The organism is Chitinimonas sp., from assembly GCF_041904975.1.
GTDB lineage: Bacteria > Pseudomonadota > Gammaproteobacteria > Burkholderiales > Chitinimonadaceae > Chitinimonas.
Genome location: NZ_JAYRLZ010000085.1, coordinates 1 through 15,950, shown reverse-complemented (window position 1 = coordinate 15,950; position 15,950 = coordinate 1). Strand labels below are relative to the sequence as shown.

15 protein-coding genes and 4 tRNA genes are annotated in these 15,950 nt (G+C 60.8%); 15 read left to right on the top strand and 4 right to left on the bottom strand.

Going from position 1 to position 15,950, the window contains the following annotated elements; translation table 11 throughout:
• The 3 genes from ACE3OH_RS10125 to ACE3OH_RS10115 all read left to right on the top strand — a co-directional run.
• The coding region (locus ACE3OH_RS10125) for a hypothetical protein (protein ID WP_374351511.1) at positions 1 to 310 on the top strand (310 nt) is incomplete at its 5' end.
• 59 nt (positions 311 to 369) lie between these two features.
• Positions 370 to 633, top strand: coding sequence for a PepSY domain-containing protein (locus tag ACE3OH_RS10120; RefSeq protein WP_374351509.1), 264 nt, complete (start codon positions 370 to 372; stop codon positions 631 to 633).
• Between the two features lie 73 nt (positions 634 to 706).
• Positions 707 to 1,213 (top strand): DUF3299 domain-containing protein, encoded by a 507-nt coding sequence (locus tag ACE3OH_RS10115; RefSeq protein ID WP_374351507.1) that lies wholly within the window; start codon positions 707 to 709, stop codon positions 1,211 to 1,213.
• A 62-nt stretch (positions 1,214 to 1,275) separates the two neighbouring features.
• Here ACE3OH_RS10115 and pgeF read toward each other — a convergent pair whose 3' ends face one another.
• Positions 1,276 to 2,031: a peptidoglycan editing factor PgeF gene (gene pgeF, locus ACE3OH_RS10110; protein WP_374351505.1), complete on the bottom strand. Its 756-nt coding sequence runs from the start codon at positions 2,029 to 2,031 to the stop codon at positions 1,276 to 1,278.
• On the bottom strand, positions 2,015 to 3,007 hold the full coding sequence (gene rluD / locus ACE3OH_RS10105; RefSeq protein ID WP_374351503.1) for a 23S rRNA pseudouridine(1911/1915/1917) synthase RluD: 993 nt from the start codon (positions 3,005 to 3,007) through the stop codon (positions 2,015 to 2,017). Before rluD ends, pgeF begins: the two co-directional genes overlap by 17 nt.
• Here rluD and ACE3OH_RS10100 point away from each other — a divergent pair.
• From ACE3OH_RS10100 to ACE3OH_RS10070, 7 genes are all read left to right on the top strand, one after another.
• On the top strand, positions 3,006 to 3,794 hold the full coding sequence (locus ACE3OH_RS10100) for an outer membrane protein assembly factor BamD (RefSeq protein ID WP_374351501.1): 789 nt from the start codon (positions 3,006 to 3,008) through the stop codon (positions 3,792 to 3,794). The two genes, rluD and ACE3OH_RS10100, sit on opposite strands and share 2 nt — an antisense overlap.
• 90 nt (positions 3,795 to 3,884) lie before the next feature.
• Positions 3,885 to 3,960 (top strand) — tRNA-Ala (locus ACE3OH_RS10095).
• A 44-nt stretch (positions 3,961 to 4,004) separates the two neighbouring features.
• Positions 4,005 to 4,080, top strand: a tRNA-Glu gene (locus ACE3OH_RS10090).
• Positions 4,081 to 4,156: 76 nt separating this feature from the next.
• A tRNA-Ala gene (locus ACE3OH_RS10085) sits at positions 4,157 to 4,232 on the top strand.
• 39 nt (positions 4,233 to 4,271) lie between these two features.
• Positions 4,272 to 4,347 (top strand) — tRNA-Glu (locus ACE3OH_RS10080).
• Between the two features lie 154 nt (positions 4,348 to 4,501).
• Complete coding sequence (locus tag ACE3OH_RS10075) at positions 4,502 to 5,974, top strand: inorganic phosphate transporter (protein WP_374351499.1); 1,473 nt, start codon at positions 4,502 to 4,504, stop codon at positions 5,972 to 5,974.
• Between the two features lie 163 nt (positions 5,975 to 6,137).
• Complete coding sequence (locus ACE3OH_RS10070) at positions 6,138 to 7,247, top strand: ABC transporter substrate-binding protein (RefSeq protein ID WP_374351497.1); 1,110 nt, start codon at positions 6,138 to 6,140, stop codon at positions 7,245 to 7,247.
• Positions 7,248 to 7,296: 49 nt separating this feature from the next.
• On the opposite strand, the gene ACE3OH_RS10065 is transcribed toward ACE3OH_RS10070, so the two are convergent.
• Complete coding sequence (locus tag ACE3OH_RS10065) at positions 7,297 to 7,758, bottom strand: universal stress protein (RefSeq protein WP_374351495.1); 462 nt, start codon at positions 7,756 to 7,758, stop codon at positions 7,297 to 7,299.
• A 115-nt stretch (positions 7,759 to 7,873) separates the two neighbouring features.
• Positions 7,874 to 9,274, bottom strand: a complete 1,401-nt coding sequence (hemN, locus tag ACE3OH_RS10060) for an oxygen-independent coproporphyrinogen III oxidase (RefSeq protein WP_374351493.1) — start codon at positions 9,272 to 9,274, stop codon at positions 7,874 to 7,876.
• A 92-nt stretch (positions 9,275 to 9,366) separates the two neighbouring features.
• On the opposite strand from hemN, the gene fnr reads away from it, so the two are divergent.
• The 5 genes from fnr to ACE3OH_RS10035 form a co-directional block, all read left to right on the top strand.
• The gene (fnr, locus tag ACE3OH_RS10055) at positions 9,367 to 10,110 is read left to right on the top strand and encodes a fumarate/nitrate reduction transcriptional regulator Fnr (RefSeq protein WP_374351491.1); all 744 of its coding nucleotides are present in this window, start codon (positions 9,367 to 9,369) and stop codon (positions 10,108 to 10,110) included.
• Positions 10,111 to 10,356: 246 nt separating this feature from the next.
• Entirely contained in the window at positions 10,357 to 12,624 is a 2,268-nt protein-coding gene (locus tag ACE3OH_RS10050) for an ABC transporter substrate-binding protein (RefSeq protein ID WP_374351489.1), read from the top strand.
• Positions 12,621 to 13,598: an ABC transporter permease gene (locus ACE3OH_RS10045; RefSeq protein WP_374351487.1), complete on the top strand. Its 978-nt coding sequence runs from the start codon at positions 12,621 to 12,623 to the stop codon at positions 13,596 to 13,598. Before ACE3OH_RS10050 ends, ACE3OH_RS10045 begins: the two co-directional genes overlap by 4 nt.
• A gap of 12 nt (positions 13,599 to 13,610) precedes the next feature.
• Entirely contained in the window at positions 13,611 to 15,008 is a 1,398-nt protein-coding gene (locus tag ACE3OH_RS10040; protein WP_374351485.1) for an ABC transporter permease, read from the top strand.
• 226 nt (positions 15,009 to 15,234) lie between these two features.
• The coding region (locus ACE3OH_RS10035; RefSeq protein WP_374351483.1) for an ATP-binding cassette domain-containing protein at positions 15,235 to 15,950 on the top strand (716 nt) is incomplete at its 3' end.

The following is a 15,950-nucleotide window of genomic DNA, read 5'->3' as shown; positions in this document are numbered from 1 at the left end:
GCGTCGCTTCGACCTGGCGGTGATGCGCATGCTCGGCAGCAGCCGCTTGCGCCTGTGCGCGGCGGTACTGCTGGAAGGCCTGATGCTGGCGGGCGGCGCCGGTCTGCTGGGCCTTGCGCTGGCCCATGGTGTCACCGAGCTGGCCGGCCGCCTCCACCTTGCACCCGGCCTGCCTTTGACCGGCCGCTACTGGCTGAATGAAGAAGGCTGGCTGATGTTGCTGGCCCTCGGCATCGGCCTGATTGCCGCCATCATTCCAGCCATCCAGGCTTACCGCAGCGACATCGGCACCGTGCTGGCGGAGCGATAAGAACTGTCATCGAACAACCGTGTAATTCGTCGTCCAATTGCCCATACCGGAGAAACCGCATGCGTATCACCCTGACCCTGATCACCGCCTTGCTGGCCGCCCATGCCCTGGCCCACGACGAAACCCCATGTACCCAGGAGCCGGACAGCAAGTGGCAACCGTTTTCCGTCGCATTGAAGAAGGCCGAAGACGCCGGCGCCAAGCCCAAAGTCGCCGAGATCCATCACAAGTGCTATGAGATTCGTGGCAAGGATAAAAACGGCAAATCGTTTGAATGGGTGTTAAACCCGGTGACACTGGAACAACGCGTCGAAAAGCAGTAAGGTAGCCGACTCGATTTTCCGCAGCCGTCCAGCCGGCTACAGTGGCAATTACCTGAAAGTATTGGAGTTCTCCATGTTGCGCATCCTGATGACCAGCAGCTTTATTGTCGGCGCTGCCGCAGCGTTTGCCGCCGGCCTGCCCAATCTGCCGGCCGGCCCCGCGCCCAAGCCGGGTGCCACCTTCGGCGTGACCGAAGTCACCGGCCAACCGGTTGCCGACCGCCCCGGCTTTGTGTCGTGGAAAGCGCTGGCTCAGGTGCAGTCGGTGCAACAGGGCGATACCTTCACCCCCAAGTTCGACGCCAATCTGCAAAAACTCGACAAGAAGTCGGTAAAAATCCAGGGATTCATGCTGCCCTTGGGCATGGGCGAGGCGCAAGACCATTTCATCCTGACCGCCACGCCGCCAACCTGCGCTTTCTGCCTGCCCGGCGGCCCGGAACAGGTGATCGAGGTCAAGACCACCAAGCCGGTCAAGTTCAGCTACGAGGCTGTGGCGCTGAGCGGCAAGCTGGAACTGCTGAAGAACGATCCGATGGGGCTGTATTACCGCATTACTGCAGCGCAGACCGTGGATTGATCCGATCAGTGAGCGCAGAGAAAACGGCGACCGAGGTCGCCGTTTTGCGTACTGCCAGCGATTTACGCGGCAACTTCCTGCTCTATCCAGATCAGCGACACCATACGGCCAGTCTGCTTGTCGCGCCGGTATGAAAAAAAGCGCTCGGCATCGCTCACCGTACACAAGCCTCCGCCATAGACCTGCTTCACGCCCGCCTTGGCCAGACGTAGTCTCGCCAGCGCATAGATATCACACCACCATTTGCCGGGCGCCACCGCGCTGCGGAATGCGCTAGCCGCCGCCGGATCTTGTGTCACGAATGCAGCCCGCACCTCGTCACCCACTTCAAATGCATCCGGGCCGATTGCCGGGCCCAGCCAAGCCAGCAGCTCGGCTGGATTGCCGAGCGCTGCCAGAGTCGCCTCCAGCACCCCGTCGCACAGCCCACGCCAGCCAGCATGGGCGGCAGCCACCGCACTGCCGTCCCGCCTGGCGAACAATACCGGCAGACAGTCGGCGGTCATCACCGCGCAGACCGTGTCGGTAGCGCGGGTGAATGCGGCATCGGCACGCGGCACCCCTTGCGTATCGGCGGCATCGACGGCGGCAATGCCATGCACCTGCTCCAGCCAGACGGGTTCGGCCGGCAGGTGCTGGCGTAGCATGGCTCGATTGGCGGCCACGGCATCGGGCACATCGCCGACATGGCTGGCCACGTTGAAGCCATGGAACGGCGGCCAGCTGCAACCGCCTTGGCGCGTCGTCACCAGCGCCCGTACCCGGGCCGGCGCCGGCCAGTCCGGCACCAACCATTGATCGCTATCGATTGGCACCATCGGCCGCCTCCTGCTCCAGCGCAGCAATCAAAGCCTGCATATCGGCAGGTATCGGACTATCCCAGCTCATCAATTCACCGCTATCGGGATGGATCAAGGCCAGCTTGGCCGCATGCAGGGCCTGGCGCTTGAGTGATGCAATCGCATCGAGCACGGCCTGCACCGCCGGAAAATTGCGCCCGCCGTACACCGGATCAGCGGCAAGCGCATGGCCGATATGGGCCATATGCACGCGAATCTGGTGGGTGCGGCCCGTTTCCAGCCGGCATTCCACCAAACTATGCCGCACATAGCGCGCCAGCACGCTGTAATGGGTAATGGCCTGCTTGCCGCCGGGCACCACCGCCATGCGCATCCGCTCGCGTGGATGGCGGCCGATGGGTGCATCCACCGTGCCATCGAGCTTGATCAAACCTTGAGTAATGGCGCGGTAGTGGCGTTTCACCGTACGGGCTTGCAGTTGCCGCACCAGTTCGGTTTGCGCCTTAAGATTGCGCGCTACCACCATCAAGCCGCTGGTTTCCTTGTCGAGCCGATGCACAATGCCGGCACGCGGCACGCCAGCCAGATCCGGATAGCGATAAAGCAGGCCATTGAGCAGGGTGCCGCTCCAGTTTCCCGCCGCCGGGTGAACTACCAGGCCGGCAGGCTTGTCGATGACCAGCACACTGCTGTCCTCGTAGACCACCGGAAAGTCCACCGGCTCGGGTGCGAAGGCCGCATCGGCCGGATCAGGCTCGGCAAGGACCTCAACCGCCTCGCCGCCCCAGACGCGGGTCTTGGGACTGACCGCCTTGCCATCGAGCCTGGCCTTGCCTTCGTCGATCCAGCGCGCCAGCCGGCTGCGCGAATAGTCCGGCAACAGCTTGGCCAGCACCGCATCAAAACGCCCGCCACCGACATCGGATGGCAGAACTATACGTAGTGGTTCAGCCGAATCGCTATAATCGTCGGCTTCAATATCGGAGTGTTCCATGAAGCGCATTCTACCGTTACTGGCCCTTTCCCTCTTGCTGTCTGCTTGCAGCGTGTTCCAGCGCAAGGTTGAAGAGGAAAAGATCGCCACCGCCGAGCAAATGTACAAAGAAGCCAAGGAAGAGCTCGACGGCGCCAATTACAATCGCGCCGTCAAGGCTTTCGAAGCCCTGCAGGCGCGCTATCCCTACGGCATCTACGCCCAGCAGGCCGAGCTGGAAATCGCCTACGCCAACTACAAGGACAATGAACCGACACTGGCGCTGGCTGCCATCGACCGTTTTCTCAAGCAGCATCCCACCCACGCCAATGTCGATTACGCGCTGTACCTGAAAGGCCGGGTGAACTTTATCGAAGACCGCAGCCTGTTCGCGTCGCTAGCCCGCCAGGACATGGCTGAGCGCGATCCCAAGGCAGCCAAGGAATCATTCGAAGCCTTCCGCAATCTGGTCAACCGCTTCCCGGACAGCCGCTACGCCGAAGACGCACGCAGCCGCATGGCTTATCTGGTCACCGCCCTGGCCGACCACGATCTGTATGTCGCCCGCTACTACTACAAGCGCGGCGCCTATCTGGCCACCGCCAATCGCGCCAAGGACATCATCGAGAACTATTCGCAGACCGATCGCCTGGAAAGCGCACTGGTGATGATGGTGGCGGCCTATGACAAGCTCGGCCAGAACGAGCTGCGCGACGACGCCCGCCGCGTGCTGATGCAGAACTATCCGCAAAGCAAGCTGACCGCTGCCGATGTCATCGGCAACGATGCCTGGTGGAAGCTCTGGTAAAAATTGACGTCAGGGGGTTTACAAGACGGCAAACCCTCATTATTATGCGCGTCTCTTCGCCGCCAAGCTTATCTGGCAGCAAGAACGAGTGGGGGTATAGCTCAGCTGGGAGAGCGCTTGCATGGCATGCAAGAGGTCATCGGTTCGATCCCGTTTACCTCCACCACCGATTCACGATCAAGCACTAGCCAGCTCGATCAAGCAGTCAAAGTCCCCATCGTCTAGAGGCCTAGGACACCACCCTTTCACGGTGACTACCGGGGTTCGAATCCCCGTGGGGACGCCAACACAGTTGATATGGCGCAATGCCGGATCAACATCTGTTTCAACCGCATACAGTGCTGTTGATTCATGCAGTATCCGGGGGTATAGCTCAGCTGGGAGAGCGCTTGCATGGCATGCAAGAGGTCATCGGTTCGATCCCGTTTACCTCCACCAAGTTTTACAAGTTGTCCCAACGACTTGCGCAGTTTCAGGGTCCCCATCGTCTAGAGGCCTAGGACACCACCCTTTCACGGTGACTACCGGGGTTCGAATCCCCGTGGGGACGCCAGCGCTTTCTGCTGCTGGCCAAAAAATTCCACATACTCCTGATTGCAGGTCGTGACGCCTGCATGCGTCATTTTGCTGAAATTGATGCGCAGCAGAGACGTTGCACAGCGATCAGTGCGACAATCCCGCCTTGTAATCAATCAGTCACAAATCTCATGTTCGAACTATTCAGCGGACTCGACTTCTGGGTCGGCCTCAGCCTTTGTCTTGCCCTTGCCTTTGTGCTCGCCTTCGAGTTCATCAACGGCTTTCACGACACCGCCAATGCGGTAGCAACGGTGATCTACACCAATGCCATGCCGCCGAGGCTGGCAGTAGTCATGTCCGGCCTGTTCAACTTTGCCGGCGTGCTGTTCGGTGGCGTCGGGGTGGCCTATGCCATCGTCCATTTACTGCCAGTGGACCTGTTGATCAATGTCAGCACCGGCCATGGCCTGGCTATGGTGTTTTCGCTACTGGCCTCGGCCATCATCTGGAATCTCGGCACCTGGTATTTCGGCATTCCGGCTTCCAGCTCCCACACCCTGATCGGCTCGATTCTCGGCGTTGGCCTGACCAATGCCCTGCTCACGCATATTCCACTGAGCCAGGGCATCAACTGGAAAAAAGCGACCGATATCGCGCTATCGCTGGTGATTTCGCCGCTGGTGGGCTGCGCGCTTGCTGCGCTGCTGCTGTTCTTGCTGCTCAAATACTCGCCACTGTCGAAGATGCACAAGACACCCGATGCGCGGCGCGCTGTCGATGGCAAGAAGCACCCGCCGTTCTGGAATCGCCTGACCCTGGTGCTGTCGGCCATGGGCGTGAGCTTTGTGCATGGCTCGAACGATGGCCAGAAAGGTATCGGCCTGATCATGCTGGTACTGATCGGCATCGTGCCGGGCAAGTTCGTACTCGACCTCAATGCCTCCACCTACCAGATCGAGCGCACTCGTGACGCGGTGATGCATATCAACCAGTTCTACCAGCGCAACAGCGATAATCTGGCCGACTTCCTGGCCCTGGGTAAAGGCCTGCGCAGCGATACGCCCGAGCGTTTCAAATGCGACCCGAAGCAGACCGAAGCCACCATAGGCGCGGTGCTCTCATCGCTGAGCAGCGTGAAGGATTATCGCGATCTCAGCGCCGATACCCGCGCCCAGGTGCGTCGCGGCCTGCTCTGCCTCGACGACACCGCCAAAAAGGTCAGCAAGCTGCCGAAATTGCCGGCGCGCGAACGCAGCGATATCGACAAGCTGCGCGCCGACCTCACCGCCACCACTGAATACGCACCCACCTGGGTGATCTTTGCCGTCGCGCTGGCCCTGGGCCTTGGCACCATGGTGGGCTGGAAGCGGGTGGTGGAGACGGTGGGCGAGAAGATCGGCCGCCAGGGCATGACCTATGCGCAGGGCATGAGCGCACAGATCATCGCCATGGCTTCGATCGGCCTCGCCAACACCCTGAGCCTGCCGGTATCGACCACCCATGTGCTGTCATCCGGCGTAGCCGGCACCATGCTCGCCAACCGCAGCGGCCTGCAAGGCGGTACCGTGCGCAATATCCTGATCGCCTGGGTGCTGACCTTGCCCGCCACCATTGCCCTGTCGGCGGGCCTGTTCTGGCTGGCCAGCCTTATCCTCAGCTGACAGCGGGCCCGGATGTCATGAGTAAACGCGCGAAAAACGAAAAATTCATGACATCCGGGTAGCAAGGCCCGGAAATTTCTGTTTGTTTTCCAGCGCTTACATCTTGCTTTAACAGAGTCTGCTTACACTGCGGCGCATTCCAGTTTGCCCACGAGGCCAGCCAATGCGTTCCATTCCTGCTTTATCGCTCCAGCTCGCCAGTTGCTTGCTGGTTGCCCTGCCCGCCAGCGCCGCCTTTGCCGCCAATCCAATCAATATCGTGCAGGTCATTGACCAGAGCGGGCCCAATGGCGATACCGGCCGCGACTTTCTTACCGGCGCCCACGTCTACTTTGATGCGCTCAACGCCCATGGCGGCATCAATGGGCGACACATCAACCTGGTAGCCGAGGACGACGCCGGCCAGCCGCAGAAAACTGTCGATGCGACCCGCCGCCTGGTCAGGCAATACGCGCCGGCCGCCCTGTTCGGCTACCTCGGCACCGATAACGTCCGCGCCATCCTGGCCGACACCGCATTGGCCAAGCTGCCAATGGTTGCCCCCTACTCCGGCGTCGATCTGCCCAATAGCAGCAATGTGTTCTACTTGCGTACCAGCCTGTCGGCCGAAATCGGCAAGATGGCGCAAATGGCGCAATCGATCGGCCAGACCCGAATCGGCTTGTTTATTGGCGAAGATGCCTTGGGTCGTGCCGCCCAGGCCGAGGTGCCCAAACATCTGGCCGGCCTCAATGCCAAGTTGACCATCCAATCCAGTAAGGCCGAGTCGAGCACTGACATCGAGCGCGCAGCCGCCAAAATGGCCGAATCCAACCCGCAAGTAATCATTCTTGCCGCGCCGACCATTGCCTCGGCCGACTTTGTACGCGCCTTCCAGGCCCTGCGCAGCGGCACCCAGTTCCTGGCGGTCAGTTCGATCAATCCACAAACCTTGCGCGAATTCCTTGGCGATGGTGTGCGCTGGGTTGGCGTCAGCACCGTGGTGCCCTCGCCCTACAACACCAATTCGCCGGTGGTGCGCGAGTATGTGAACACGCTGAAAAAGTATCGTGACGAGCCGCCAAGCTATGCCTCGTTCGAGGGCTATCTGTCGGCACGCTTGCTGGCCGAGAATCTGCGCAAGAGCGGCGATCAGGATGGTGCGCTGGCACGCTCGCTGGATCGCTTCGATGCCGACTGGGGCGGGCTGGCGCTATCGGCACGCAAATCCTCGCGCGCCTTGCGCTTCGTTGACCTTGCCATCTTCTCCGATGGCGGCAAGATGGTGCACTGATCCAGCACAACGGCGTGGCATGGCTTTGGCCACCCCTATCAGTCGATGCTCAGATCTCGGTTGTGGGATCAGCGCGAACCAGCAGCACCGGAACGGTAGCGCGCCGCACTACCCCTTCGGCGTCGCTGCCCATCACCATATGACGAACACCGCGCCGCCCATGGGTTCCCATCACGATCAGGTCCGCCTTGCAGCGCACTGCCTCGTCGATGATCGCATCGGCCACAACCGGCGCCACCTGTTCTGCCAACGCGACCTCACTAGCTACGCCGGCAGCTGCCGCCAAGGCCTGCGCTTCCCGCAGCACCTGCTCGCCAGCCTCGCGCATCACCTTGGTGCCGTCGGGCAGGCAGGCCATGCCACTCATATCGAGAAACAGCATGTGGTAATCGAGCACATGCAGGATATGCAGCGCCGACCCCAGTCGCTGCGCCAAGGCAATCGCCTCGGACAAGCCGCGGCGGGCGGTGTCGCTGGCATCAATCGGCACCAGAATGGTTTGATACATCATCAACTCCCGTCGCGACGCACTACTTCAGTCGTCCATGCCAAACATTCAAGCCAGCGCGCACCCATACGGGCTGGCTTGCGCCTAGTATGCCCGGCCAGATCAGGCCAAGCGGCTATCAGATCAAGCGCGAAAAGCGTCCGCCCTGCTGCGCCTCGCGCAGATAGCGATCGAACACCATCGCCACCGCCCGCGCCAGCAAGCGGCCACGCGGCGTGATCTGGATCATTTCATCGTCCACCACCACCAGACCATCGTCGGCCAAGGCATTCAGGGCCTCCAGCTCATAGGCAAAATAGCGCTTGAAGTCGATCAGCCAGCCGGTTTCGAACGCCTCGATCGACAGCTCGGCATGGCACAGCAGTGCCTGGATCACCGCGCGGCGCAGCAGATCGTCGGCCGTCAGCGTCAAGCCGCGCGCCACCGCCAGCTGCCCCTGATCCAGCGCATCGTAATAGTCTTCCAAGGCACGATGGTTCTGCACATAGCTATTGCCGACCTTGCCGATCGACGACACGCCCAGCGCCAGCAAATCGCAATCAGCATGAGTGGAATAGCCCTGGAAATTGCGATGCAGACGACCACTGCGCAGTGCCACAGCCAGTTCGTCCTCCGGCAAAGCGAAGTGATCCATGCCGATATAGATGTAGCCGGCATCGAGCAGCGACTCGGTAGCCAGCTTCAACATAGCCAGCTTTTCAGCTGCAGCCGGCAAAGCCTGCGTATCGATGCGGCGCTGCGGCTTGAAACGCTCCGGCAGATGCGCATAGCTATACAGGGCGATCCGGTCGGGCCGCCAGCGTTTCACCTGCTCCAGCGTTGCCTGCATGGTGCTCAAGGATTGATGCGGCAAGCCATAGATCAGATCGATATTGATCGAGCGAAAGCCCAGGCGCCGCCCTTCTGCCAAGGTCTCGCTGGTCATGTTCACCGGCTGGATGCGGTTCACCGCCTGCTGCACTGCTTCATTCACATCCTGCACACCAATGCTCATCCGGGTGAAGCCGCATTCCGCCAGTACCGCCAGGGTTCCCTCACCCAGCTGGCGCGGGTCGATCTCCACCGAGCATTCTGCACCGTCGCGCAACGGAAACGCTGCGGTGAGCATCGCCATCAGGCGCTGCAACTGATCATCGCGCAGGAAGGTCGGCGATCCGCCACCCAGATGCAGCTGGCTGACCTGCGGCGCATGGCCGAACAAGGGGCGCTGCAAGGCAATTTCTTTTTCGAGATAGTCGAGATAGATATCTGCATCGCCACGATTCTTGCTGCCTATCTTGTTGCAGGCACAGTAAAAGCAGATGGTGTCGCAAAACGGCAGATGCACATACAGCGATAGCGGCCGCGCGCCGTGGACGGCGGAGCGGGCTTCTTCGCCATAGCGGGCGGCATCGAATTCTTCTACAAAGCGATCAGCCGTCGGGTAGGAGGTGTAGCGTGGACCAGCCTTGTCATAGCGCCGCAACAGCTCAGAATCAAACTCGATTGCCGCCGGATCGGCCAGCAAATGGGCATGCATGATGATATTTTCCTGATATCCGATTGCCGCCAGTCTAAGTAGCCGTCAGACTTACGGCTTTGACCCCCGTCAAACCAGATTCATTGATCGCCATGTCCATTGCCCACGAAATCATCCCCGTCCAGTCACTCAAAGCCGCCTGCTCCAATTGCAGCTTGCGTGAGCTCTGCCTACCTGTTGGCCTGGATATGGGCGAGATGGCCCAGCTTGATGTGGTGATCGATCAACGGCAGCCGATCAAACGCGGCGAGCCGCTGTTTCGCGCCGGTGATCCGTTCAAATCGCTGTATGCGGTGCGCATGGGTTTTTTCAAGACCACCGTGCTGTCGGAAGACGGACGCGAGCAGGTGACCGGCTTTCATATGGCCGGCGACCTGATCGGCCTCGATGCACTGGGCGACAACCGCCATGCCTGCACCGCACTGGCGCTGGAAGACTGCGAAGTTTGCGAGCTGCCCTACCACCAGATCGAAGAGCTGGCGCACAAGATCCCGGCGCTGACGCGGCACTTTTACAAGCTGATGAGCCGCGAAATCGTCCGCGACCAGGGCGTGATGATGCTGCTGGGCAATATGCGCGCCGAAGAACGATTGGTAGCCTTCCTGCTGAACCTGTCGCAGCGCATGACCGCGCGTGGTTTCTCTTCCACCAATTTCGTGCTGCGCATGACCCGCGAAGAAATAGGCAGCTATCTGGGCATGAAGCTGGAAACGGTGAGCCGTACCTTTTCGCGCTTTCAGGCCGAAGGCTGGATTGCGGTACAGGGCAAACAAATCGAGATCGTCGACTTGCCGTCCATCAAGCAGCTGGTATCCGGCTGCACCGGCCTGAAATAAGCAGCCATCCAAGGCCGGAGCGGCTTTCTGCAAAGGCGCAGCTAGCGCCAACAGCAGCAATGGCTTTCTGCATTGGCGGTGCTTCATACGCTTTGCGCACAGCGCCCCCCAAGACGCGGATGTTCCAGCCCCGCGACGATGGCGAAAAACCCACACTGACAATATCGGTACTACCTGATACGCCCCAACGTGGCATCATCGCGCCCGTCGCACCGCCGGTGCCGTAATCCACGCAGGTAGCTGTCCATGTCCTTATTCTCGCGCAAGCACGCGCTGGCCGGCATTGCGCTCGCCGCCCTGCTGGCCGGCTGTGAAACTGCCAACCAGCCCTATCCGGTTGCCGATATTGCTGGCAATACCTTCTACACCTCGTTCGAGGAAGTGCATAAATATCTCGATCCGGTCAGCTCGTACTCGCTGCCGGAAACGCCGTGGATGTATGGCACTTACGAGCCGCTGCTCAGCTACCACTACCTGAAACGCCCGTATACGCAGATCGGCCTGAGCGCCGAAGCGGTACCGCTGCCGCACTTTCTTGACAAGGATGGGCGAGACCTGCCCGACAATGCGCCGGGCGAACAGATTGCCACCAGTGTCTACACCATCAAGATCCGTCACGGCCTGAAATACCAGCCGCACCCGGCACTAGCCAAGGATGCCAACGGCCAGTTCCTCTATCACGACCTGAAGCCGGCCGACATTTCCGGCAAACACAGTCCCTGGGATTTCCCCTTGGATAAAGCCGCCACGTCTACCCGCGAAGTGACGGCCGGCGATTTTGTCTACCAGATCAAGCGCCTGGCCAGCCCCTGGGTAGCAACGCCGTCGCCGATCTATAGCCAGATCAACCAGTACATCGTCGGCCTGAAGGACTATGGCGACAAGCTCAGGCTGGAACATGGCGCGCTGGCGAAGGCTCTGCCGCCGCGCGACCGCTATCTGCCCTGGCGCGATCTGCGCCGCGACGAGATCAGCGGCGTGCGCGCACTGGACGACCATACCCTGGAAATCCGCCTGAACGGTGCCTATCCGCAGATCAAGTACTGGATGGCGATGACCTTTATGTCGCCCATGCCCTGGGAAGCCGAAAAATTCTATGCCCAGCGCGGAATGGCCGAACAAGGCATCACCATGAACAACTGGCCGATCGGCTCCGGCCCCTTCATGCTCACCGAACACGGCCCAAGCCGCTACGTCATGGTGCGCAACCCCAACTACCACGAAGAGCTCTACCCCAGCGAAGGCATGCCGGAAGACCGCCAGCGCGGCTTGTTGGCCGATGCCGGTAAACGCCTGCCGTTTCTGGACAAGGTGGTGTTCCTGCTGGAAAAGGAACGCGAGCCGAAGATGGCCAAGTTCATGCAGGGCTATTACGACAATCCGGACATCAGCCGTATCGACGTCGGATTCGACCTGCTCAAGGAAAAGATCGACCAGAGTGGCCGCTACCAGAAGATCAAGGAACATGGCATCCAGGTGCTGCCCATGGTCGATCCGAACAACTGGTATGTCGGTTTCAACCAGCTTGACCCGGTTGTTGGCAAGGGCGATACGCCCGAGCGGCAGGAGCGCAATCGCAAGCTGCGACAGGCGCTGTCGATTGCTACCGACTGGGAAGAATGGTGCGCGATCTTTTTCGACCTGTACGGCCAGGCAGAGCCGGCGATGAGCCCGGTACCAGTCGGCCTGTTCGGCTATCGCAATGGCAAGGAGGGCATGAACCCGGTCACCCATGTGTGGCGCGATGGCCGTGCGGTGCGCCGGCCCATTGAAGAAGCGAAAAAGCTGCTGGCCGAGGCCGGCTACCCGGATGGGCGCGATGCAGTCACCGGCAAGCCCTTGGTGCTGTTCTACGACGCCAATGGCGTGGAGCCGACCTTCCAGGCGCGGCTGGACTGGCAGGTCAAGCAATACAAGAAGCTTGGCATCCAGCTGGAAATCCGCGCCGCCGACTTCAATCGCTTTCAGGAGCGCATGCTCAAGGGAAACAGCCAGATTTATTTCTGGGGGTGGAACCCGGACTATCCCGACCCGGAGAATTACCTCGGCCTGCTGACCAGCGCCCAGGGCAAGGTGAAGTTCCAGGGCGAAAACGCCAGCAACTACGCCAATCCGGCCTACGACAAGCTGTATGACCAGATGAAGGTGTTGCCGGATGGCCCGGCGCGGCAAAAAGTGATCGACCAGATGGTCGACATCGTGCGCCACGATGCACCCTGGTCGTTCGGCATCTTCCCCGGTTCGGTCGGCATGTATCAGCCCTGGCTGCATAACGCCAAGCCCACCGCCATCGTCAATGACCGGATCAAATACCTGCGGGTGGATGGTGCCGAGCGGGTACGCCGGGTTGCCGAGTGGAACCAGCCGCGCCTGTGGCCGCTCGCGGTCGGTGCACTGATCCTCGCTTTGCTGCTATGGCCAGCCCGCCGCCTGTTCAAACGTCGCGAGGCGGCCAGCGCTCGCGTATCGCGCATTGCTGTTGCCAGCAACACTCTTAAGGGGAAGGCAAAATGATCGCCTACCTGATCCGTCGCACCCTGTATTCCCTGCTGGTTCTGGCCGGCATCAACTTTGTCACCTTTTTCCTGTTCTTCTCGGTCAATACGCCAGAGGACATGGCGCGGCTGCAGCTGGGCGGTCGGCATGTCACCAGCGAGGCGATCGAGCGCTGGAAAGCCCAGCAGGGTTATGACAAGCCGCTGTATTTCAATGCCACCGCAAGCGGCGTGGAAAAACTGACCCAGACGGTGTTTGCCGAAAGCTCGGCCGGCATCATGCAGGGCGACTTCGGCCGCACTGCCGATGGCCGCAATATCGCCTACGAGCTGAGCAAGCGCATCGGCCCGACCCTGGCGGTGGCGACGCCAGTGTTCATCATCGCCATCGGCCTTTCCATCGTGTTTGCACTTGGCATCGTGCTGTTCCGCTACAGCTATCTGGACACTGCCGGCGTGGTTGTGCTGGTGGCCTTGATGTCGATCTCGTCCTTGTTCTTCATCATCATGGGCCAGTATGTGTTCGGCAGGCTGATGGCAGTCATGCCGCTATCGGGCTATGCGCCGCCGCCCGGCATGTTCAAGTTCCTGATCCTGCCGGTGCTGGTGGCGATCCTGTCGCAGCTGGGGCCCGATACCCGCCTGTATCGCACCATTTTCCTCGAAGAGCTGGGCAAGGACTATGTCCGCACTGCCCGCGCCAAGGGCCTGTCGGAAGTGGTGGTCCTGCTGCGCCATATCCTGCGAAATTCGCTGATACCCATCATCACCTCGGCCGGCCTGTTGCTGCCGGCGCTACTGGCCGGCTCCATCGTGCTGGAAACCTTCTTCGGCATTCCCGGCCTCGGCCGCTTCACCGTGGAAGGCATATCCAACCAGGACTTCTCCATCGTCCGCGCCATGGTGTTCTTCGGCTCCTTCCTCTATGTCAGCACCTATCTGCTGACCGATTTTGCCTATGCCTGGGCCGACCCCCGGGTACGTCTGCAGTAAGGATTCCTGTCTATGAAACCCGTATTCCTGTGGACCGACTGGGTGGTCTTCCTGGTGCTGATTGGTGTGGCGCTGTATGCCTGGAAGATCATCCGCACCCCGCATCTGGCAGTGACCTGGCGCAAGGCCTTTGCCAATCCGGTCGGCGCCGCTGCCGCCACCGTATTGCTGGCGTTTATCAGCATTGGCGTGCTCGACAGCCTGCATTACCGCAGCCGTATCGCCAGCCAGAATGGCGAAGTCGCCTACGCGACGGAAACCCACTCGGCACTCGACGCCCTGCTCGCCCATCAGGCCACCAGCCGTGAAAGCAGTTATTCGGCACCCTTGGCTACCGTGGCGTATGAAAAAACCGCATCGGTCGTGGATGGGCAGACGGTGCGCCGCTATCCACGCCTGACCTTTGGTGGTGCGCATCTGCAAGACCCGGACAGCCAATGGCTCAGTGATGTGAGCCAGCGCGCCTTTGCCGGTGCCGCCCGTGGCATGCTGGCGATCTTTGTACTGGCGCTCGCTGTGTCGGCCATCAAGGCACGTCGCAATGGCAGCAGTATCGCCAGCGCCTGGAAAAGCATCCGTGCCGGCCACAGCAAGCTGCCGGTACGCGCGGTGCTCGGCACCCTGGGCCTGCTGTTCATCCTCACCGGCGCCGTGCATGGTCTGGCCGGCCAATACCATGTATTCGGTACCGACCGCACCGGCAACGACCTGCTCTATGTAGTGCTCAAGAGCATCCGCACCGCCCTGGTGATCGGCACCATGTCCACCCTGGTGACCATGCCGATTGCCGTTGGCCTTGGCATCCTCGCCGGCTTTCTGCGCGGCTGGGTCGATGAGGTAATCCAGTACATCTACACGGTGATCAACTCGATTCCCTATGTGCTGATGATCGCCGCCATGGTGTTGATCCTGATGACCTTTATCGACAGCCATGCCGATATCTTTGCCACCTCGGCCGAGCGCACCGACGCCCGCCTGTTCTTCCTGTGCCTGATTCTCGGCATGACCAGCTGGACCGATCTGTGCCGGCTGATCCGTGGCGAGGTGATCAAATTGCGCGAAGCCGAGTACATCCAGGCAGCGCAGGCCTTCGGCGTATCCACCTGGCGGATACTCAGCGTGCACCTGTTGCCCAATGTGATGCACCTGATCCTGATCAGCATGGTGATCAACTTCTCCGGCCTGGTACTGGCCGAGGCGGTGCTGTCCTTTGTCGGCATCGGTGTGGACCCGGCCATGGCCAGCTTCGGCACCCTGATCAACACCGCCCGCCTGGAGCTATCGCGCGAGCCCACCATCTGGTGGACCCTGGCGACCGCCTTCACCTTTATGTTCACCATGGTGCTGTCGGCCAACCTGTTCGCCGACGCCATCCGCGACGCCTTTGATCCACGGGCGATACATAAATAAGGCACTGCCAACAACACCTGTAGACACAGAGAGCGGGGAGAACACAGAGCACACAGAGAAAAGCGAATCGCTCAAGCGTGAGGCAGCGGCCTACTTACCAGCATTCACTGGTCAAAAGTAAAGCCGATTGCTTTTGCTCTGTGCTCTCTGTGTTCTCCCTGTCCTCTGTGCTTACAGAATTTGCAGTTATCGGGTCAAGCCACTCGCTTGGCCTCGGAGAAATCCCATGTTGAAGCTCGACCAAGTCCGTACCGAAATCTATTCCAGCCAGGGCCTCGTGGTGGCGGTTGATGGTGTCAGCCTGTCCATCAACCCCGGCGAAACCTTTGCCTTGGTTGGCGAATCCGGTTCGGGCAAGTCGGTCACCGCTCTGTCGATCTCGCGCCTGCTGCCCGACAATGCCTGCATTGCCAGTGGCGATGTGATGCTGGGCAGCGCCAATCTGGCCGAGTTGCCCGAGCGCGAGATGCGCCAGTATCGGGGCGGCCGGGTGGCAATGATTTTCCAGGAGCCCGCCACCAGCCTGAACCCGGTGATGACCGTCGGTGCCCAGATCATCGAAGTGGTCGAGACCCACACCGATCTGCGTGGCGCCGCCGCCCGCGCCAAGGCGATCGACTGGGCCAAGCGCGTCGGCATTCCCGAGCCGGAACGGCGCATCGATACCTACCCGTTCCAGATGTCGGGCGGCCAGAAGCAGCGGGTGATGATCGCCATGGCGCTGGCGACCGAGCCGGAGCTGCTGATCGCCGACGAGCCGACCACCGCGCTTGATGTCACCGTGCAAAAGCAGATCCTCGATCTGCTGATCGATCTGCAGAACGAGCGCCATATGGCGATTTTGCTGATCACCCATGATCTGGGCGTAGTGGCCCAGGTAGCGGACCGGGTCGGCATCATGTACGCCGGCGAATTGGTGGAACTGGGCAGCAAGGAGGCGTT

Bases quoted from the DNA above. Each gene is read 5' to 3' on its own strand.
- ACE3OH_RS10120 (WP_374351509.1), top strand. From the start codon at position 370: ATGCGTATCACCCTGACCCTGATCACCGCCTTGCTGGCCGCCCATGCC.
- ACE3OH_RS10115 (WP_374351507.1), top strand. From the start codon at position 707: ATGTTGCGCATCCTGATGACCAGCAGCTTTATTGTCGGCGCTGCCGCA.
- pgeF (WP_374351505.1), bottom strand. From the start codon at position 2,031: ATGGTGCCAATCGATAGCGATCAATGGTTGGTGCCGGACTGGCCGGCG.
- ACE3OH_RS10100 (WP_374351501.1), top strand. From the start codon at position 3,006: ATGAAGCGCATTCTACCGTTACTGGCCCTTTCCCTCTTGCTGTCTGCT.
- rluD (WP_374351503.1), bottom strand. From the start codon at position 3,007: ATGGAACACTCCGATATTGAAGCCGACGATTATAGCGATTCGGCTGAA.
- ACE3OH_RS10075 (WP_374351499.1), top strand. From the start codon at position 4,502: ATGTTCGAACTATTCAGCGGACTCGACTTCTGGGTCGGCCTCAGCCTT.
- ACE3OH_RS10070 (WP_374351497.1), top strand. From the start codon at position 6,138: ATGCGTTCCATTCCTGCTTTATCGCTCCAGCTCGCCAGTTGCTTGCTG.
- ACE3OH_RS10065 (WP_374351495.1), bottom strand. From the start codon at position 7,758: ATGATGTATCAAACCATTCTGGTGCCGATTGATGCCAGCGACACCGCC.
- hemN (WP_374351493.1), bottom strand. From the start codon at position 9,274: ATGCATGCCCATTTGCTGGCCGATCCGGCGGCAATCGAGTTTGATTCT.
- fnr (WP_374351491.1), top strand. From the start codon at position 9,367: ATGTCCATTGCCCACGAAATCATCCCCGTCCAGTCACTCAAAGCCGCC.
- ACE3OH_RS10050 (WP_374351489.1), top strand. From the start codon at position 10,357: ATGTCCTTATTCTCGCGCAAGCACGCGCTGGCCGGCATTGCGCTCGCC.
- ACE3OH_RS10045 (WP_374351487.1), top strand. From the start codon at position 12,621: ATGATCGCCTACCTGATCCGTCGCACCCTGTATTCCCTGCTGGTTCTG.
- ACE3OH_RS10040 (WP_374351485.1), top strand. From the start codon at position 13,611: ATGAAACCCGTATTCCTGTGGACCGACTGGGTGGTCTTCCTGGTGCTG.